Origin of the sequence: Marinobacter fonticola (genome assembly GCF_008122265.1) — a bacterium.
Lineage (GTDB): Bacteria > Pseudomonadota > Gammaproteobacteria > Pseudomonadales > Oleiphilaceae > Marinobacter_A > Marinobacter_A fonticola.
Genome location: NZ_CP043042.1, coordinates 1,298,434 through 1,316,470, shown reverse-complemented (window position 1 = coordinate 1,316,470; position 18,037 = coordinate 1,298,434). Strand labels below are relative to the sequence as shown.

At 59.5% G+C, this 18,037-nt stretch carries 18 protein-coding genes; 9 read left to right on the top strand and 9 right to left on the bottom strand.

Going from position 1 to position 18,037, the window contains the following annotated elements; genetic code table 11:
- Nucleotides 1–20 precede the first annotated feature (20 nt).
- The 3 genes from FXO11_RS05880 (at nt 21) to FXO11_RS05870 (ending at nt 2,891) form a co-directional block, all read left to right on the top strand.
- The gene (locus tag FXO11_RS05880) at nt 21–836 is read left to right on the top strand and encodes a poly(ethylene terephthalate) hydrolase family protein (RefSeq protein WP_227546051.1); all 816 of its coding nucleotides are present in this window, start codon (nt 21–23) and stop codon (nt 834–836) included.
- Between the two features lie 141 nt (nt 837–977).
- Nucleotides 978–2,024, top strand: coding sequence for an AraC family transcriptional regulator (locus tag FXO11_RS05875; protein WP_148862117.1), 1,047 nt, complete (start codon nt 978–980; stop codon nt 2,022–2,024).
- Between the two features lie 9 nt (nt 2,025–2,033).
- Nucleotides 2,034–2,891, top strand: coding sequence for a lipase secretion chaperone (locus FXO11_RS05870; RefSeq protein WP_148862115.1), 858 nt, complete (start codon nt 2,034–2,036; stop codon nt 2,889–2,891).
- Here FXO11_RS05870 and lnt read toward each other — a convergent pair.
- The 6 genes from lnt to FXO11_RS05840 form a co-directional block, all read right to left on the bottom strand.
- Nucleotides 2,833–4,413, bottom strand: a complete 1,581-nt coding sequence (lnt, locus tag FXO11_RS05865; RefSeq protein ID WP_148862113.1) for an apolipoprotein N-acyltransferase — start codon at nt 4,411–4,413, stop codon at nt 2,833–2,835. The two genes, FXO11_RS05870 and lnt, sit on opposite strands and share 59 nt — an antisense overlap.
- Nucleotides 4,413–4,967: a hypothetical protein gene (locus tag FXO11_RS05860; protein WP_148862110.1), complete on the bottom strand. Its 555-nt coding sequence runs from the start codon at nt 4,965–4,967 to the stop codon at nt 4,413–4,415. The genes lnt and FXO11_RS05860 overlap by 1 nt, the downstream gene beginning before the upstream one ends.
- Nucleotides 4,968–5,072: 105 nt before the next feature.
- Nucleotides 5,073–5,387: an AzlD family protein gene (locus FXO11_RS05855; protein WP_148862097.1), complete on the bottom strand. Its 315-nt coding sequence runs from the start codon at nt 5,385–5,387 to the stop codon at nt 5,073–5,075.
- Nucleotides 5,377–6,093: an AzlC family ABC transporter permease gene (locus FXO11_RS05850; protein ID WP_148862095.1), complete on the bottom strand. Its 717-nt coding sequence runs from the start codon at nt 6,091–6,093 to the stop codon at nt 5,377–5,379. The genes FXO11_RS05855 and FXO11_RS05850 overlap by 11 nt, the downstream gene beginning before the upstream one ends.
- A 151-nt stretch (nt 6,094–6,244) precedes the next feature.
- Nucleotides 6,245–7,123, bottom strand: a complete 879-nt coding sequence (locus FXO11_RS05845; RefSeq protein ID WP_148862093.1) for an Nmad3 family putative nucleotide modification protein — start codon at nt 7,121–7,123, stop codon at nt 6,245–6,247.
- Between the two features lie 37 nt (nt 7,124–7,160).
- On the bottom strand, nt 7,161–7,766 hold the full coding sequence (locus FXO11_RS05840; protein ID WP_148862091.1) for a methyltransferase family protein: 606 nt from the start codon (nt 7,764–7,766) through the stop codon (nt 7,161–7,163).
- A gap of 262 nt (nt 7,767–8,028) precedes the next feature.
- On the opposite strand from FXO11_RS05840, the gene FXO11_RS05835 reads away from it, so the two are divergent.
- Both FXO11_RS05835 and FXO11_RS05830 read left to right on the top strand, forming a co-directional pair.
- Nucleotides 8,029–9,480, top strand: coding sequence for an amidase (locus FXO11_RS05835; RefSeq protein ID WP_148862089.1), 1,452 nt, complete (start codon nt 8,029–8,031; stop codon nt 9,478–9,480).
- Between the two features lie 8 nt (nt 9,481–9,488).
- Nucleotides 9,489–10,016, top strand: coding sequence for a YgjV family protein (locus tag FXO11_RS05830; RefSeq protein WP_148862087.1), 528 nt, complete (start codon nt 9,489–9,491; stop codon nt 10,014–10,016).
- A 33-nt stretch (nt 10,017–10,049) separates the two neighbouring features.
- Here the strand turns inward: FXO11_RS05830 and FXO11_RS05825 are convergent, their stop codons facing one another.
- On the bottom strand, nt 10,050–10,472 hold the full coding sequence (locus tag FXO11_RS05825) for a secondary thiamine-phosphate synthase enzyme YjbQ (RefSeq protein WP_148864805.1): 423 nt from the start codon (nt 10,470–10,472) through the stop codon (nt 10,050–10,052).
- Nucleotides 10,473–10,731: 259 nt separating this feature from the next.
- On the opposite strand from FXO11_RS05825, the gene FXO11_RS05820 reads away from it, so the two are divergent.
- The 4 genes from FXO11_RS05820 (at nt 10,732) to FXO11_RS05805 (ending at nt 15,024) form a co-directional block, all read left to right on the top strand.
- Nucleotides 10,732–12,582 (top strand): putative bifunctional diguanylate cyclase/phosphodiesterase, encoded by a 1,851-nt coding sequence (locus FXO11_RS05820; RefSeq protein ID WP_148862086.1) that lies wholly within the window; start codon nt 10,732–10,734, stop codon nt 12,580–12,582.
- Between the two features lie 230 nt (nt 12,583–12,812).
- Nucleotides 12,813–13,592 carry an amino acid ABC transporter substrate-binding protein gene (locus FXO11_RS05815; protein WP_148862084.1) on the top strand — a complete coding sequence of 260 codons (780 nt, stop codon included), beginning with the start codon at nt 12,813–12,815 and terminating at the stop codon, nt 13,590–13,592.
- A gap of 14 nt (nt 13,593–13,606) precedes the next feature.
- Complete coding sequence (locus FXO11_RS05810) at nt 13,607–14,281, top strand: amino acid ABC transporter permease (protein WP_148862082.1); 675 nt, start codon at nt 13,607–13,609, stop codon at nt 14,279–14,281.
- The gene (locus FXO11_RS05805; protein WP_148862080.1) at nt 14,278–15,024 is read left to right on the top strand and encodes an amino acid ABC transporter ATP-binding protein; all 747 of its coding nucleotides are present in this window, start codon (nt 14,278–14,280) and stop codon (nt 15,022–15,024) included. Before FXO11_RS05810 ends, FXO11_RS05805 begins: the two co-directional genes overlap by 4 nt.
- Nucleotides 15,025–15,076: 52 nt before the next feature.
- Here FXO11_RS05805 and FXO11_RS05800 read toward each other — a convergent pair whose 3' ends face one another.
- Both FXO11_RS05800 and FXO11_RS05795 read right to left on the bottom strand, forming a co-directional pair.
- Nucleotides 15,077–17,047, bottom strand: a complete 1,971-nt coding sequence (locus FXO11_RS05800; protein ID WP_148862078.1) for an alkaline phosphatase D family protein — start codon at nt 17,045–17,047, stop codon at nt 15,077–15,079.
- A gap of 164 nt (nt 17,048–17,211) precedes the next feature.
- Complete coding sequence (locus FXO11_RS05795; protein WP_148862076.1) at nt 17,212–17,988, bottom strand: pseudouridine synthase; 777 nt, start codon at nt 17,986–17,988, stop codon at nt 17,212–17,214.
- Nucleotides 17,989–18,037 lie beyond the last annotated feature (49 nt).

The following is an 18,037-nucleotide window of genomic DNA, read 5'->3' as shown; positions in this document are numbered from 1 at the left end:
CAGCAGGGAAGGAAACAACAATGAAACTGCAAGTCCTAAAATCGACGTGGGCTGCAAAAACTGCAGCCGCTGTAAGCGGTATTATTCTGTCCACCAGTGCAGTGGCAATGACGCCGGGCGGTGACTCTCTCGCCGCCTATGCCGAAGATGGCCCGTTCGCCACCACAAGCCAGCGTGGTGGTTTCTCATGCACCATCTATCGTCCCGTCAACCTGCAGGACGACCACCCGGTGATCTTGTGGGGTAACGGCACCGGTGGTTCGCCGTCCACCTATGGCGGCGGTCTCGAACACTGGGCCTCGTGGGGCTTTGTCGTTGCGGCGGCGAATACCTCCAATGCCGGTTCCGGTGAGGAAATGCTGGACTGCCTGGAGTATCTTCAGCGCACCAGCTACGCCGACCAGTTGGACTTCTCCAACGTCGGCGCCTCCGGCCACTCACAAGGTGGTGGCGGCACCATCATGGCCGCCCGTGACGATCGCATCACCGCGACCGCTCCGGTGCAGCCCTACATTCTAGGCCTGGGGCACGAAACCTCATCGCAATACCAGCAAACCGCCCCGATGCTGCTGCTTTCCGGCTCGTCAGACACCCTGGCCGGTCCCACGCTGAACCAGGCGCCGGTCTATCGCCGTGTTGATGTTCCGGTATTCTGGGCTACTCTGGATGGAGCCAGTCACTTCGAGCCGGTTGGCAGCATGGGCGATTACCGCGGTATCACCACAGCCTGGTGGTTGTATCAGCTGTCGGATGACGCCGACGCCGCCGACCTATTCACCGGACCGTGCGAAGTCTGTGACCTAAGCGACTGGGACGTCGAGCGCAAAGGACTGTAACGGCTAGATCGTTTTCATGGCCGGATTTAGCGGCTAAAGAGTCAGCAAGCACAGACACAACGTAACCGTGCCCTTTTCGGGCACGGTTATTGTGCGCTCCCAAAACAACAAAACAGGCTTTAACAGCCAGGGAGGCTCTCCATGAATTTTGATAGCAAACTCATTCCCCTCCACCGCCACCCACTGGGTTTTATCGAAGCATTTTGTACACTGGGCGCCAACCAGAACGACCTGTTGAGAGGCACCGGCATCTCACCCGCTCTGTTCGATATGCAGGATGTCTGTGTCAGCTACAACCAGCTTCATGCACTCATCGGTAATGGCATCAGACTCTTACCCCGGCCGGGCCTGGGTTTGCAGGTCGGCATGAACTTCGACTGGAGTTTTTGGGGGCCGGTCGGTTTCGTGGTGCATTGCAGCACCAACCTTAAGGACGCCGCCGAAGCTTTCCGCCGCTACATGGTCACCGCGCAGCCTTACTACACCATGGCCGCATCCCACCCCAACTCCTATCTTGACGCCGACAATCGCATTGTCGAGCCACTAGACTACCCCACGGCCGAGGACGGCAACCCGGTCATGCGGGCGTTCATCCGCGAATTCCGGCTGGCTATTAGCCTGCGTATATGGGATTTGTGCGGGAACAAGACGGTGGAGGACCCCTCCGTTCATGTGCGCCTATCCATCCCGGAACCGGAAGATGCCGAGCCATACAGCGCCCTACCTTGCAGCTCCATCACGTTCGGCTGCGAGGAATCGACGATATCGGGTCAGCTTGAGTTCGTCTTCAAACGCTTCCGCCGATTGCGTCAACGCACCTTCGAGAGAATTGTAAAGCAGTGCGAGCGGGAGCTTAGCCGGATGCCATCCCACGTCACTTTTGCCGACCGGGTGCGCTGGCACATTCGGGCACACTTCAAGCCTGAAATCACTCTCGACCAAGTCGCCATGCAGATGAGCATGACGCCGCGCAGCATGACGCGACGCTTAGCCAACGAAAATGCATCGTTCCGCAAGATCCTGCACGAAGTAAGAATGGAACTCGCCTCGCACCAGTTGCGTTTTTCCCGCCTGAGCGTCGAGGACGTGTCCGAACTGACCGGCTTCTCCTGCGCCTCCAGCCTGCGCCGTGCGGTGAAGAACTGGACGGGAGCCACCATCAGCCAAATCCGTGAAGTGGCCGACTAAGGAATCGTCATGGTCCAATCCGATACCCACCGAACCGAAGCAAAGTTGAAGCGCCACAAGCAACAGCAACGCCTGCGGGCGCTGAAGCTCTCGCTGGCCGTAGCCGGACCGCTCGCGCTCGTGATGGCCGGCATGCTGGGCTGGCTCAAGGCAACGACGCCGGAAAAGCCGGTCGCCAAACCGGCCACATCGCCGCAACCGGATGTTTACATGCCGGAAAACCCAGCGCCCGCACCGGACGCGCTGGCGCGCTCCCCGGCGGCGACCGAACCGGGGCCCTCGCTCCGCCAGCCGCCGGTTCAAGCGGGAGAGCAACCACCCTCGCCCGAACCCCCGGGCCAAGCCCAGTTCGAGTTGGATGCCATCGCCACCGCGCTGAGCCGTCTGAATCTGGATGCATCCGGCGAGGTCAAACTTGACCAACAGGCCAAGGCCGTTTTGGAAGCGGCCTTCCTACAACCGGACGACGCCATGACCGAGGCCCGGCTCGCCGAGTTGAAAACGCTGATCGAAGGCGGTCTTCAGGGCGAAGCAGGCCGACAGGCGGCGGACGTTGCGGAGCGCTACTACCGCTATAGCAACGCCTACCGGGACATCCAAGACACCTTTGGCTACCACGGCGAGCTGACGAATCTGGAGGCGAACTTCGAACAACTCAGTCGCCTGCGCCGGACCCACTTGGGAGACGAACTCACCGAAGCGCTTTACGGTAAGGAGGAAACGCTGACGCGTTACACTCTGCAGAGCATGCGTATCCAGTCGGACCCGACCCTATCCCCGGCGGAAAAGAAGGCGCAGCAGGAACAGCTCAGGAAGCGGGTGCCGACGTCGCTGATCGGCGCGCCCGAACAGGCCAGAACGCCTTGACCAGCACGACCAACAGCAAGCCATAGAGCGCACCGCGAAACAGCCAGGGCTGCCTGGTAAAGAAGCTGTCGGCGCCTGAAGCCGGTATGGGAACGTCGACCCAATAACCCGCTTCCTCACCGTAAGCCGATTCAAACAGCCGCCGGCCGTTGGGCAGAATGACCGCTGACGGGCCGTTGTTCATCACGTGAAGCAATGGCGCCCGGCTTTCCACCGCTCGCAATACCGATGCATTCAGATGCTGGTACGGCTGGCGTGTGGCGCCAAACCAGGCGTTGTTGGACATCGTCACCACAAGTTCGCCGGCACCGCCGCCACGCACCGCGTCGGCAACGAAATAGGGAAACATCGCTTCGTAGCAGATCAACGGCACCACCTGCAGGCCATCTAGCGAGAAACGCGCCGGCCCCTGCCCCGCCGAAACATGACTGAAGAACGCGCCAAACGTTCCCCGAACCCAGCGCCGCGCCTCCGGGAACAGCCCCAGGACCGGCAGATACTCGCCGAATGCCACGCGCTTGATCTTGCGGTAGTGGCCTTGGTCTCGCCCTTGGGCATCGATCAGTACCGCGCTATTGAATTCCAATCGACTCCGCACCCGGTTCTCCCGCTCCATCGCCTGGAACAGCAGCGCTGCGCCCATGGTCTGAGCGGCCTGGCGAAAGGCTTCAGCGACACGGGGCTCGAGAAAGTAGGGGTTGAATCGCGCTTCAGGCCAGACCACCAGCTCAGCCCCTTGTGCGGTCAACTGCTCGGAGAGTGCCAGCGCACGCGGATAGGTTTCACTATAACCGGCTACGGGCGGCTTGTTGCCGACACCGGCCGGTGCGTTCTCCTGCACAAACCCTATTCGCCGCGACGACCAATCGGTCATTCGCATATCCCAGGCGCCTAGGCTGAAACCACCGAAGACCAGCCAGGCTACCGGTACCAGGGCCGCACCCCAACCTATTGGATCGCGCCGGCCTTCCACAGCGCCCGACAGCCACCGGAACAGCAGTAGATTCACCACAGCGATGACCGTATCCAACCCCAGCACGCCGGTCAGAGACACCGGCTGCAAGGCGGCCAGGAAGGCGCTTTGGCTTTCGCCAAGCTGAGCATGGAAGAGCATCGGAAAGTGACCGAAGAAAAGCGCAACCAAAAGCGGGAAGAGAAGCACATCCGACCAGCCGGTCCGCCGCCGGAGCCATTGCAAGGATGACGCCAGCAACGCCGGCAATTGCGCACTGTAGAACCAAAACAGCAGTGAGAGCGATGCTGTGACCGCCAGGCCCGGCGACCACAGCCGCTCGATAAAGCCGACAACCCACCAGGCCCCGACCCCGTAAAGACCCAGCCCACAGGATAGACCCAGGCGATAAGACTGGCCGGGTGTCTTGCCCTGAAGGGCAAACAGCAGGGGAACGAAACCCAACCACGTCAGCAGGAATAATTCACGGTTATTGTACGGCAACGCCAGCAGGACCCCGGCGCTGACCGCCAGCAGATGCGCTTTCCAGTCCAACGGGCTTCGAGACATTAGCGCACACCTCCGCTTGCCGGCGGTTCGCCTTGCCGTTGAGCCTCCTGCTCAGCCAGGCCCTTGCGCATCGCGTTCTGTTGCTGAAACAGCGAGTGAGCGGTCTGGTGGCCGAAGAAGCGCGCCTGCAGACGCTCGTGCTCGGCCGGACTCGCAGATGTCCCTAGGGCCTGTTCGGCCGCTCGATACTGAAGGAAGCGAAAAAACAGGTCCGCAACCCCGTTGCCCGCGTCGGGCAGGCCTTTGTTTAGCAAGAATTCAATGCGCATACGTTGCTCGGGCGTCAAGGGCAGCGCTACTCCCCGGCTGCCCTCTTCCAGTGCGGCGATTGTCCGCCCATCGACCACCAAAGCCCCTCTCTCCGTCAGCGGCACCCGGGCGACAAGCCGATCGACAGCCTGCCAATCCAGCGGGTTCTGGTCCGGCCATTGCGGCAGCACAATGCGCGCGGCGTCACCGGGTGCCCGTTCGCTGGACAACATCGCCACCAGGCCGATGAAGGCCACCAGCACCAGCGAAGGAATCAGTCTGCTTATCGCGGAGATTACCGCCATGGAGCCTTGTCTCTGCCGACACACGATGAAGACTCATGCTACCACCGGTCGACCGGCCCGGCGGTGACCCGAGATACATCGGCAAACCTCAAACGGCAAGTGGTGTTATTGGAAGACGTAGCGCGCGCCAGCCGCGGCGAGGATTCCGCCGGCGATAGCGGGAAGGGGTTTACGGAGCGCCAGCATCAGGATAGCGGTGGTAGCCAACGCCAGTCTGGCGCCCAGATCGCCGGTGAAGGCCATCGGCGTGAGGATGGCGATCAGTACCGAGCTGGCCATGGTATTGATGAAGCTCTCGACCCGTGGGTTGATGGTCACGTAGGACATCAGGAAGGGCCCGCCCCAGCGGGTGACCAGGGTTACCGCCGCCATAATAACGATAATTAGCAGAACGCCAAGGTGCGTCGTTTCAATGCTCATCGGACTGACGCTCCAACCAGAAAAAACCTACCGCGCCGCCAGCCAGGGCGCCTACCACGACATGGGTGTGTGGCGGCAACCACCAGTAAGCGGCCATCGCCGCCGCTCCAGCCACCGTCCAGGCGACGATAACCCGCGAATTCTTGCGCCCGCCCAGAGCCATCGCCAGAAGAAAACAGCCCAGCACCATATCCAGCCCCAGACTCTTGGGCTCCTGCAATAGGCCGCCAAAATAGACGCCCAGCAGGGTTCCGATCAGCCAGGCCACCCAAAGCACGAAACCGCCCCCGAGAATGACCTCGAGGTTGCGTCTACCATTCTGGTAGTCCTGTGCAGCCACGGCCCAATTGGCGTCTGTAAGCACCAGTAGAATGCCGTATCGCTGAGCTATCGGCATCTGGCGCAGCATGGGATAGAGAGAAGCGCCCATCAGCAGATGACGGGAGTTAATGGCGAAAGTGATCGCGATCAGCGGCAGCAGTGCCACCTGCTCGCCCCAAAGTTCCAGCACGGCAAACTGGGAGGCACCGGCAAACACCAGCACGCTCATCAAGGTGGCTTCCAGCGGAACGATACCCTTCTGCACCGCAGCCAAACCAAAGGCAGCGCCAAACGCCACCACAAAAAGCGAGATGGGAAGGAGCCGGAGAAATTCGGCGCGTACCTGCGCCGGATCGAGACGGTAGGTCGTCGCTGAGGTCGTCATCGACGCAAACGATTAGAGTCCATCCAAGCAAGCTAATGAAACTTATGTAGCGCGCGTATAGGTACTTTCCGCACTTTCCGAAAAACAACCACTTCCGAAAGAAAGACATCCCCAGACAGTCGTTTTTCAAAAACAGGCACGTTCATCGATGCTAACCGGCCCGACCTGCATTAGAGCCGATAATACACCGGATCCAAGGCAAGGCTTCCGGGTAGTGGCGCGTATCGAGTACAAACTCCTGTCCTCTGGCGACGGCCTGCAAAACCACGCGATGGGTCTCCCGCCGCCAGCGTTCCGGCTTGGCGTGATAAGTGAGCGGAACCTGACCCTTGCGTGGATAGAACCAACGGGGTAACGCCCACACGCCGGGCCGGGACGCTCGGCGGTCGGTAAGTTGCAGCGAGGCACGGTGACGCTCGAACCAGCCGGCGCCCGGCAGGCCAGGCGCTGTATCCCCCAGCGTTAGTGCATCTGCGGCAAGATAAAGGGTGTTGCTAGGATCGTCTCGCCAGCCAAAATGGGGATGATACCGAGCCCAGGCCAAGGCGCCCTTCTCCAGTGCATCGACGGCTTGAATTTGTCCGATCTGCAGCCAGCCCCAGATGACATGACGCGGGGGCTGGCCCGGATCGAATCGCCAGCCGGCCCGGGTTTCGATGACAGGGCGGAACAGGCCGAAGAAGACAAATAGGTCGCCAACCTCGACGCCCCGATTCTTGAGATGCCCCTGGGCGGCGCCGCTCTGTCCGAAAACAGGCCGCCAGCCCGGCATACGGGGCAAGGCATCCGCATTGAGATCGGGGTCGATGTGGGCACCGCTCGCGCCGTCCCAACGCTCCCGGGTCAGCACCGCCACGTGATCGCCCAGCGATACGCCTTGATGGACGATATCCGCGAACGTTACCTGGGAGCGCGTATCGGGGATCGGCAACGACAGCAACCGCCCATCCGGCAGTATAGGGCTGGGGCAGCCTCCCGAACTGGAGTCGAAACCCTTGCGGCTAAAGATAATACGGCGCGGCTGGAGCATAGAAGACTGTTTCGAAAACACCTTATTCGGAGACACCTTAAAACCAGCGGGGTACTCGCGCCTGATAATCCAGGTACTCATTACCGTAGATTTCACTAAGCGCCAGCTCTTCCGACTGCGCCTGACGCAGGATAACGATGGCGCCAACCATCAGGCAGACCAGCGAAAACACGCTGGGCAGCGCCAGGAAAAAGCCCAACTGCCCCAAGAGAATACCGATAAACAACGGATTCCGAGAACGGTTATAGGGGCCGGTGGTGATCAGGTGCCCGCGATTCTGGCTGTCGATTCCCGAGCGCCAGTCCTCATGCATATAGGCCTGCACGTATTCAATCAACGAGAAGGCGATCAACAACAACGCCGCCCCGGCGGTCAGGATCGGTGACCGGTAAAGCGGATCGAAAACGCCGAGCCAGGCATCAATATCGAAAAAGATCCGCGTGACGCACACGCCGAGAATGCTGGCACGGAACACGTTGAAGACATGGCGATGCCACCAGGTGCGGGAGCCTTTCATGCCGTAGTGGATGTGCGAGAAGCGCATGCGCGCGTACAACCCCAGGCTTCGGCTGGTGTAATAGAGGCCGATCATCAGGAAATAAATGCCCAAGAAATGTTTGACCAGCAAGTCGACCGAACTCATGTCGGATAGGTTTCCTTCTCTCTCACACGCAGCGGAGCAGCTTATGGCGTTTGGCTATTGCGAACAACCACTTATGTTTCTCGAAACGGTGCCTGACATGGCATTCAGTCATGAACGATAGTGCGTTATTGATCGTTCATGAGTGACAGTGCATCATCGTTAGCTCGCTATCGATAGAACGATAGTGTGACTCCTGCCTCTCGACAAGGTGGCCCCCGACACAGAGGATGGGACACTCCTAACTGGATAAACGGCTGACCCCATGACTGCCCAGGAAAAACCCACACCGGTCCATGCTTTTGCCGATGACGCCCTCTCGGACCATGACGCCACGGCGCTTGCCGCGTTGATTCGCCAGGGCAAACTCAGCCCCCGGGATGTCGTTGCCGCTGCCATTCAGCGTGCCCGTCGGGTCGAACCGCTGATCCACGGACTGGCATTTGCCGATTTCGAAGATGCGCTGCACACAGCGTCGCGCCGAATTGATGGCATCTTTGCCGGGGTGCCGACGCTGATTAAAGACAACACCAACATAGCAGGCCAGCCGACACGGCATGGCTCGCTCGCAACCACCGGGAAACCGGAAAAATCGACATCGCCCTTCGCGCATCAACTCCTGGCCCAAGGTCTTATCCCTTTAGGCAAAAGCACCCTGCCCGAGTTCGGTTTCAACGCATCCACTGAGCCTGCCCATGCCGAGCCGACGAGGAATCCATGGAACCCGGCTTTCTCCTGCGGGGCGTCATCTGGAGGCTCGGCTGCCCTGGTAGCCGCCGGTGTAGTGCCCATCGCCCATGCCAATGATGGCGGCGGATCGATCCGCATACCCGCAGCATGCTGCGGCCTGGTGGGACTCAAGCCAACACGGGGCCGCCTGGTGGCGAACGAAGCCGGAAGAGTCTTGCCCATCAACATCATCAGCGAAGGCGTCGTGACTCGCTCGGTGCGGGATACCGCCCGGTTCTTTGCCGGAGCGGAGCACCACTATCACAATCCGCACTTGCCCGCGATCGGCGAAGTGCTGGGTCCGGCAAAACGCCGGTTACGCATTGGCCTGGTGATGGAATCCATTACTGCGAGTGGTACGGAGAATGATACGAAGAGCGGGACGGACGAAGTCACCCGCCATACGGTCGACGCAACCGCCCGGCTGCTCGAATCCTTGGGTCACACGATTATTCCGATGGACGTGCCGGTGCCCCGGCAATTCGCCGAGGATTTTGCGCATTACTGGGCGTTCCTGGCCTTCATCATGCGAAAGGGTGGCAAACAATTCCTGGGAAAGGGCTTTGACCCCACAAAGGTTGACGGGCTTACCCGGGGTCTTAGCAGTCGCTTTACCGCCGGCTTTCAGCGCCTGCCCGCCACCCTTTGGCGTTTGCGCCAGACACGGTTTCTCTATGCTCAGGGACTGGAAAATTTCGGCGTGGATGCCGTGTTGTCGCCAGTTTTGGCGCATACCACGCCCCCACTCGGTTACCTCAGCCCGGAGCTGCCGTTCGACACCTTGTTCCAGCGACTCGTCGACTATGTGAGCTTCACGCCCCTGGCCAACGCTGCAGGCGTTCCCGCCATCTCACTCCCTATGGGCACAACGCCCGACAACTTGCCCGTGGGCGTCCACATCTCGGCCCACCATGGATGCGAACGGGATCTGCTGGAACTCGCCTTTGAACTCGAGCAAGCCGCGCCTTGGCGGCGAATTCAGCGATAGGCCCCTCCATGCTTGAAAACTATAGCCTATTGGCTGGCCAGTTCTTTGGCCTCGTTTCGCTGATACTCTGCGTGCTGGCGTTTTCCAGCAAGCAGGATGACCGGCTGCTGGTGCTTCTGCTCTCCGCCAATGTAGCGTTCGCCCTTCAGTTCATGTTTTTTGAGAGCTGGACTGCAGCCGCATTGACGGGACTGGTCATCGTTCGCATTGGACTTGCCAGGCGCTATCCGGGCAGCAAGGCGGTAATGGCGGTGGTGCTGGCTGCCAGTGGCGTCGCTTCCGTGGTGACGTGGCAGGGCTGGGCGGACCTGCCCGCTATTGTTGCGATGGTGCTGGGCACGGTAGGCATGTTCTTGCTCCGGGGCATTCCAATGCGCGTCTTGTTGGGCCTGGCTGCATTGGCTTGGGGGCTCAGTCACCTTTTGGTGGGTTCAGTGGGCGGAACACTGGCCGAAGTACTGGTGCTCGTCACCAATGCCATCACCATTTATCGCCTTTATCGAGCCAAACAGCGCTATCCGGAAGCGTTCGATTAGGTCTTGCCACTCCGAGAAGCTCACGCTATCGGCCTATTCCCCCTGAAGCGTAGCGACAATTCGGCGCGAGCCGCCGCTATCCCGGTGTTCACAAAGATAGATTCCCTGCCAGGTGCCTAGTACCGGCTGGCCATCGCGGATCGGCAACGACAGGGATGGACCGATCAGCACGCTCTTGATATGGGCGGGCATATCGTCCGGCCCCTCCAGGGTGTGCTCGTAATGCGGGGCATTCTCCGGGACCATGACATTGAAATGCCGCTCCAGATCGCCGCGCACATCCGGATCCGCATTCTCGTTCACCGCCAGCGACGCCGATGTATGCTGGATGAAGAGGTGCAGCAATCCGACGTGGATATCGGCCAGCTGCGGCAATTGGTCCAGAACCTCACCGGTGACCAGGTGAAACCCTCTTGGACGGGACTGGAGTCTGATTTCCTGCTGATGCCAAGGCATATCCACCTCCGGTAGGTTCGCCATAGCGTACGCGTTCAGTGGTGTACGCATTAAAGAATATAAACAATCAACGGCTTACACGTTTAGGTTGACCCAACTCAAGGGTACGCACGACCGCCACGTTGGACAGACGCGGCAAGCGTTGCCATTATTAATGTGTTGCTATAAATGAAAAGAGGGACGACTTTTCACATCTTCGGACAGGTTCGTGCGTGTCTTGGTGCCCATCGTGCGAGAACTCAGGCTGTAACTAACACCTATGTCCCAAAACAAGACGTTTATAGAATTTCACGAAACCCTGCTGAAACTCAGCCACAATGCTGACTTTATCAACGAGAATCGTAGCAGGAAACTGGCTTCGCTGAGCGCGCTGGCCGGTCGCCTGCTTCACGTTGACCGGGTCAGTGTCTGGCAGATGAACGCGGGCCAGGACCGCATCGACAGCGAAGTGCTGTATTTGCTCGACAAGGGGCACGACTATCGGCCGGTGTCGCTGGTGGATACGGACAATCCCGCCTACTTCAAGGCGTTGAAAACCGCACGTGTGATCGATGCGGGGGATGCCCTCAACGACCCCCGCACCGCCCAATTCGCCGAACCCTATTTTCGCCCGCTGGGCATCCAGTCGCTGCTGGATCTGCCTGTATTCGACGGCGGGCGGCTCAGCGGCGCGATCTGTCTGGAGTCGCTGCGGCGGCGAACCTGGACGCTACCGGAAATTTCCTTTGCAATCGCCATCGCCGACACCATCAGTCTCGTCAACACTCACGACGCCTGGATTCGCGCCCAGCAGCAGCTCGATTACGTCACCCATTACGACAATCTGACGGGGCTCCCCAACCTCCAGTCTTTCCGGGAGCGACTCCAGCACCTGATTCGGAAAATGCGCCAGCGTGAAAACGACGGCTTTACCGTTATCTGGATCGACTTGGACCGGCTAAAGGCTGTGAACGACGGCATGGGTGCCGCAGGTGGCAACCGTGTGATTGCCGAGATTGCCAACCGTCTGCGCGGTCTTTACCTACCCGGACGGGACAAGCTGGCGCGCATCGGCGGTGACGAATTTGCAATGCTGGTCCGGGACCATGAGCAACAGCGCCACCTGCAGGATCTGATCCAGCAAATCCAGCATTGCATCAGCGATCCGATGACCATTGACGACCAAACCCTGCGCATGACCGCCAGCATCGGCATTTGCCGCTACCCGGAGGATGGTCTGGACTCCGAGTCACTGCTACGCAGTGGCGAAGCGGCGATGTACCACGCCAAGGAGAGTGGCCGCGCGCAAATGCAGGCGTTCCGTCAGGATATCCACTCCACCGCCCGCTCGCGTTTCGTACTGGAGAGCGAGCTACGCCACGCGATCCAGCACAATCAGCTTGACGTGTTTTACCAGCCCATCGTCGAGCCGGACAACGCCGAGATCGTCAGCAACGAAGCGCTCGTACGCTGGCAGCATCCGGCACGAGGCTGGATGTCGCCGATGGAATTCCTCGACGTAGCCCGCAACGCCGGATTGATGCAAGAGCTGGGTCTATCGGTGCTGCGACGGGTCTGCGAAGACAGGCGCAACGCTCGACAACAAGGCATCGAGATGACGACGACAGCGATTAACCTATCGTCCGAACAGGTGATGGATGGACGTCTGCCACTGCGCATTCAGGAAATGCTGGCGGAGTTCGGCCTTAGCGGAGATCAGTTAGAATTCGAAGTCACCGAAGACGCCATCAAGGGCGACTCGAAAAGCCTGCAGACGACCTTGAACGGGCTGGTCGATCTTGGCTCACGGTTATCCATCGACGACTTCGGCACCGGCTACTCATCGCTTTCGCGGCTCAAGCACCTGCCCTTCTCCAAGCTCAAGATAGACCGCTCCTTCATTCACGAGATTCCCGGTGACGCCGACGACTGCGCCATTACCCTCTCCATCCTCGGCCTGGCCCGCGGCCTGGGTATGCAGGTGGTTGCCGAAGGTGTCGAAACCGAGGAACAACGACGGTGGCTGACCATACAGGGCTGCGACCTGCTGCAGGGTTACCTGTTCAGCAAACCCATTCCAATCGATACATTGCTGGAATACAGCGCGCACCATAAGCGGTCCGTTCTCTGAGATCCAACGGCATCAACCCACGGCAGGCCTTGAAACCCGCGATGTCCGGACGGATATAGGAAGCAGCGAAGAGACCGAAAAGCCCATGCAACTCTGGAGCAACTCTGGTCGTGAATTCGGTGCAACTCTGGTCCTGAATTCAGAGTACAAGGCGCTTTAGGGAAAACGCTGATATCGGCCCGAAAACGTCCTGCGCCCTCTCACCTGCGCTCACTCAATTGGAGACGACTATGAAAGCCCTGCTACTCAGTGTCATCGCCGTTCTGACCCTCGCTATCAGCCCTCTATCGTTGGCTCAGGCGTCGGCTCAGAGTAGCGGTGGTTCGGAACCGTTGAATGTCGGAATGTCCGGCCGTTACTTTCCCTTTACCTTTGTAGAGAAGGATCAGCTCAAGGGCTTTGAAGTCGACGTCATGAACGCCATCGCCGAGGAACTGGGCCGCGAAGTGAATTACCACACCGCTGCTTTCTCTGGCTTGTTCGGCATGCTGGAATCCGGCCGCGTCGATACTGTGGCGAATCAGATCACCATCACCGAGGATCGGCAAAAGAAGTATGTCTTTACTCAGCCCTATGTCTATGACGGCGCCCAGGTGGTGACCAAAAAAGGCAACGACGAGGTTAGCAACGTGGAAGACCTCAAGGGGAAGACGGTCGCGGTGAATCTTGGTTCCAACTTCGAAGCCCTGTTGCGCGACCTGCCCTACGCCGACCAGATCGACATCCGCACCTATGAAAGCAATCTGGAGCAGGATACCGCTCTAGGCCGGGTGGACGCCTTCGTCATGGACCGTATCAGCGCCAGCCAGATCATCAAAGAGAAGCCATTGCCGCTGGAACTGGCTGGGCCGACCTTCTCCACGATTCGCAACGCCTACCCTTTCCCGGATACCGAGGAAGGCCGCGCTCTACGCGATGACGTCGATGCCGCTATCGACGCTCTGCGCGAAAAAGGCACGCTGAAGAAAATCTCCGAATCCTGGTTCGGGACGGATATCACCAGACCCTGAACCGGGATTCGCCGATGCAAGTTCTCGACATCACGTACATGCTGGAGCTGGTACCGATCCTGCTCCAGTATCTTCCCCTGACCCTGGAAATGGCTACGCTGGGCATGGTGCTGGCCCTGGTACTCGCCGGCCTGCTAGCCGTGGTCCGGGTGCTGAAAATTCCGGTCATCAATCACTTCACCATTCTATTTATCTCGTTCTTTCGCGGTACACCGCTGCTGGTTCAGCTTTTCCTCTTCTACTATGGCCTGCCGCAGATTTTCAGCTCGCTGACCGCTATCGACGGAATCACCGCTACCGTCATGGGATTGACCATGCACTTTTCGGCCTACATGGCCGAATCCATCCGCGCCGCCATTGTCGGCGTCGATCGCAGCCAGACCGAAGCCGCTCTCTCCATCGGCATGACCAATGCCCAGCTTATGCGCCGGATCGTTCTGCCCCAAGCGACCCGGATCGCGGTACCCACGCTCATGAACTATTTCATCGATATGATCAAGGCCACGTCACTGGCCTTCACCCTCGGTGTCACGGAGCTGATGGGCGCCACTCAGAAGGAAGCCGCCGGCAGTTTCCTTTACTTCGAAGCTTTTATCGTCGCGGCGGTGATGTACTGGATCGTAGTCGAGTTGCTGTCGTGGCTGCAGCGCTTCCTGGAAATCCGCCTCAACAGAGCCTATAGCCGATGATCAAACTCAAGGGACTGCGCAAGAAATTCAACGACCAGTACGTGCTGAACGGCATCGATCTGGAGATCGAACAGGGCGAGATTGTGGTGATCATCGGCCCATCCGGTACCGGAAAATCCACGCTACTACGCTGCGTCAATTTTCTCGAGCAACCCAGCGACGGCGAAATCACCGTCGGGGATCTGACGGTGGATGTGTGCAAAGCCTCCAAGAAAGAGATCCTGGAGCTGCGCCGGCGCACCGCTTTCGTCTTCCAGAACTATGCCCTGTTCGCCAACAAGAACGCCCTGGACAACATCGCGGAACGGCTCATCGTGGTGGATCGCTGGCCCAAGCAAAAAGCCCACGATAAGGCGCGGGAAATCCTGCAGCGTATTGGCATGTCCGAGAAAGCCGAAGCCTACCCGGCAGCGCTCTCCGGCGGACAGCAACAACGCGTGGGTATCGGCCGGGCGATGGCGGCCGGCGCCGAGGTCATTCTGTTCGATGAACCCACCTCATCCCTCGACCCGGAATGGGTGGAGGAAGTGCTGGCGCTGATGAAGCAGTTGGCGCGGGAGCGCCAGACCATGATGGTGGTCACTCATGAAATGAGTTTCGCCCGTGATGTTGCAGACCGGGTGATCTTCATTGACGGCGGCCGTATCGTGGAACAGGGTCCGCCGTCGGAATTCTTCTCCAATCCGCAGGACCCACGCACACGGGACTTTCTCAAGAAAATCCTGGCGGATCAGCCGGTCTGACGGGACATTGGCGTCACGAACAGTCGTTTCCTGCTCAGGATTCTGGCGGCACCTAATCCGAGTCCTCGCGGCGAAAGATCGTGTCGGTATCCGTCGCATTCAACTGAACGATGTTTACCGGACGGCCTTCGCTATTGAATTGGACGTACCCCATGCCCGCTGCGTTCCATAAGCGTTCACCCGCATCGCGATTCTCCGGATACCACGGCGAGACGCGCATGCGCCGGCGCTTGGTGAACCAGTTGAGTGGGGACCAGGGCGCATAAAGCCAGCGGTTGAGACGGTCCAGCAGATCCAGCAGTTTGTGGGGGAACTCGTTCTTGAGCCCGCTACTGGTAATCTGCCAGATTTTCGGCCCCGGCTTATGGCGTAAACTCACGTCGTACACGAACGAGTAATGCACGTCGCCGGAGAGCAGCACAAAATTTTGCGGTGTGCGGGCATGGCCAAAAATATTGAGGATGACGTTCGCCGCGCCGCGATGGGCCATCCAGTTCTCTGCATCCACCAGCAGCGGCTTGCCAACCCAGGAGAAGACCGCTTGAATGCCTTCGATCAGCTTGACGCCGAACACCGGTGTCGGGGAGACGATGATGGCCGACGACTGATGCAAAATGTCCTGCTGCAGCTCCGTTAGGGCTTCCCAGTCCATCAGACCGGAAGGCCGGCGCCGGCGAACCTCGCTACGCCAGCGCCGGGTGCGAGTATCGAGCACGATAATCCGGGGTTGCGTATCCAGCACATACCCCCAGCGGTCGTAATGCACCAACTGATCGATGAATGCATCCTGTAATTCGGCATCGAGCTTGTCGATATCGTCTTCCCGGCGCCGGGTCTGGAACAGTTCCGCAGCTTTATCCATCAGTTCTGCCATATGTTCGGGCTCGTTGCCCCAACCCTGGCAAATTAGATAGGCAATCAGCGCATTTCCCACAATCCGGCGCGAAAAAGGATGGCCGTAGACTGTTTCCTCCCACAGTGCGGAGAGGTTCCAGTCGTCGGTCACATCGTGGTCGTCGAAAATCATGTAGCTGGGAACCTGCGCCAGCAAACGCGCTACGGCAGGAAGTTGCTCGGCAAAGCGATCGATGCAACGTTGCTCCCGCCGATATATCCGGCGATGTTCGTCATCCAGTTCCGGCTCCGGCAAATCGGCGAATGCCCAAGGCACCGGCGACCAGACCAGTAGGTACATGGCCAGAACCTCTGCCACCGTGACAGTGTGATTCTTGGCATTGGCGGTGGAGAAGATCGGTTTGCGCACGCCGCCGAAGAAACGTTCCATCAACGCCTCGTTGTAGTCGGTCTCCGGTAGCATGTGCTCGCGGCCGTAGTAGGTGTTGCTATCCCGAAGCAGTTCGCGGCTATCGCCAACGCAGGCCTCGCTCAAATCCTCCTCGAACAACCCCAAATGCTGAATCACCCCGTGGATGGCTCTAAGCATCGGCCCGGCGACATCATCGGCGTAAATCTGATCTCCGGTCAGTAACATAAGCGAGGGCCGTGACTCGGCGGAACGCCAGCGCTGTGCCAGCCAGCGGTCTGCCCTGGCCATGCCGTCCTTCGCGGGATGATGAGGCCGGCGGCAAGAACCGTGAAGCAAGTGAGTCACCGCCGAACGCACCACGAAGGCGGGATGGGTCTGGCCTTCGTAGAGCAGGTGTGGCGCCCAGTCTGCGATGCCTTCTTCCTGGTTCGACGAAGGATTCAGGATGCGCAAGTCATAGCCGATCAGCTCGTCTTCCGGCAGGGGCTGATCGAGTTTGACATCGAGGCAATGGACGAAAGCCCGAGTGCCGATCGGCAGGACACGGCAATTTGCTTGCGAGAGCGCGTGTCGCCGGGACGGCTGGGCGGTTTCGCCCTCGAACAGCCACAACTCGATATCCAGGGGTCGCATGGCCACCAACCAGAAGACCAGATGTCCCGCACTGGCACGCCGCAGCAAGGGACCGACCAGAACTCCGCCGGTCGAAGGATGGCCATAAGCGGGCGCATCGTTTTTATACTGATCGGACTGCAAGTTGCTTCGCCTCCGAGGTTGAGGGCCTTGTGCACGTTTGCTGGAAAACGCCGGGCATTCACCGGCTCTTTGCGAACCGTCCCTTTAACCTTAGCGGGCGACATGGCGTAGGAACAGTCATGCCCGGTGACGATTTATTCAGAGAACAACGTGTTATTCAGGGTTCAAACTGGGGCCGAGGGTTCAAACTGCCGACGCAGTATGTCCTCCCAACCGAGCTGCCCGGCGACCGTCAGGAAGCTTCTTTCCGGCATCGCTGTCAGATTGAGCTCGGTGCCCGACACCGGATGGGTGAACGTCAGACCCACGGAGGCCAGAAACAAGCGTGCCTCGCCAAAATGCCGGGCAAAAAATCGATTGTGACGGCCGCGCCCGTGATTGGCGTCGCCGATAATCGGATGGCTGATGTGTTTCATATGCCGGCGCAACTGGTGCCGCCGCCCGGTCCGGGGGTATAACGCCATCAATGCATAGCGACTGGTGGGATAGCCTTCCACAGGATAGGGAATGTCCGTAGTCGCCAGGCGCTGGTAATCGGTCACGGCCTCTCGAGACACCGTCTCCCTGCCCTTCAAACGCCGGTCATCCGGCTCTTCATGCAGGGCGTGATCGATCTGGCCCTGTTCGGGTGGCCATCCGCGGACAATGGCCAGATAGGTCTTGGCCACTTGCCGGGTCATCATGTGCTCACCCAACGTCCTCGCCACCTCGGGATAGCGGGCAAACAGCAATACCCCGGAGGTAGGCCGGTCCAACCGGTGCACCGGGTAGACATGCTGGCCACCGTTTAATGCGCGGGCATACTGAAGGGCGAACTCGGTCTCATGCCGGTCGATAGGGCTGCGATGGACCAGCAGCCCCGCCGGTTTGTGTACCGCCAAAAGATAATCGTCCCGGTAAATCAAGCCGAGGGGATTGGCATCCGCGGAGGAACCCGACACAAAGACAACCTCTGGAGGTGAACAAAACCCGACAATGCATTGAGCGCAA

Coding starts and splice junctions, on each gene's coding strand:
- FXO11_RS05880 (WP_227546051.1), top strand. CDS start 21: ATGAAACTGCAAGTCCTAAAATCGACGTGGGCTGCAAAAACTGCAGCC.
- FXO11_RS05875 (WP_148862117.1), top strand. CDS start 978: ATGAATTTTGATAGCAAACTCATTCCCCTCCACCGCCACCCACTGGGT.
- FXO11_RS05870 (WP_148862115.1), top strand. CDS start 2,034: ATGGTCCAATCCGATACCCACCGAACCGAAGCAAAGTTGAAGCGCCAC.
- lnt (WP_148862113.1), bottom strand. CDS start 4,413: ATGTCTCGAAGCCCGTTGGACTGGAAAGCGCATCTGCTGGCGGTCAGC.
- FXO11_RS05860 (WP_148862110.1), bottom strand. CDS start 4,967: ATGGCGGTAATCTCCGCGATAAGCAGACTGATTCCTTCGCTGGTGCTG.
- FXO11_RS05855 (WP_148862097.1), bottom strand. CDS start 5,387: ATGAGCATTGAAACGACGCACCTTGGCGTTCTGCTAATTATCGTTATT.
- FXO11_RS05850 (WP_148862095.1), bottom strand. CDS start 6,093: ATGACGACCTCAGCGACGACCTACCGTCTCGATCCGGCGCAGGTACGC.
- FXO11_RS05845 (WP_148862093.1), bottom strand. CDS start 7,123: ATGCTCCAGCCGCGCCGTATTATCTTTAGCCGCAAGGGTTTCGACTCC.
- FXO11_RS05840 (WP_148862091.1), bottom strand. CDS start 7,766: ATGAGTTCGGTCGACTTGCTGGTCAAACATTTCTTGGGCATTTATTTC.
- FXO11_RS05835 (WP_148862089.1), top strand. CDS start 8,029: ATGACTGCCCAGGAAAAACCCACACCGGTCCATGCTTTTGCCGATGAC.
- FXO11_RS05830 (WP_148862087.1), top strand. CDS start 9,489: ATGCTTGAAAACTATAGCCTATTGGCTGGCCAGTTCTTTGGCCTCGTT.
- FXO11_RS05825 (WP_148864805.1), bottom strand. CDS start 10,472: ATGCCTTGGCATCAGCAGGAAATCAGACTCCAGTCCCGTCCAAGAGGG.
- FXO11_RS05820 (WP_148862086.1), top strand. CDS start 10,732: ATGTCCCAAAACAAGACGTTTATAGAATTTCACGAAACCCTGCTGAAA.
- FXO11_RS05815 (WP_148862084.1), top strand. CDS start 12,813: ATGAAAGCCCTGCTACTCAGTGTCATCGCCGTTCTGACCCTCGCTATC.
- FXO11_RS05810 (WP_148862082.1), top strand. CDS start 13,607: ATGCAAGTTCTCGACATCACGTACATGCTGGAGCTGGTACCGATCCTG.
- FXO11_RS05805 (WP_148862080.1), top strand. CDS start 14,278: ATGATCAAACTCAAGGGACTGCGCAAGAAATTCAACGACCAGTACGTG.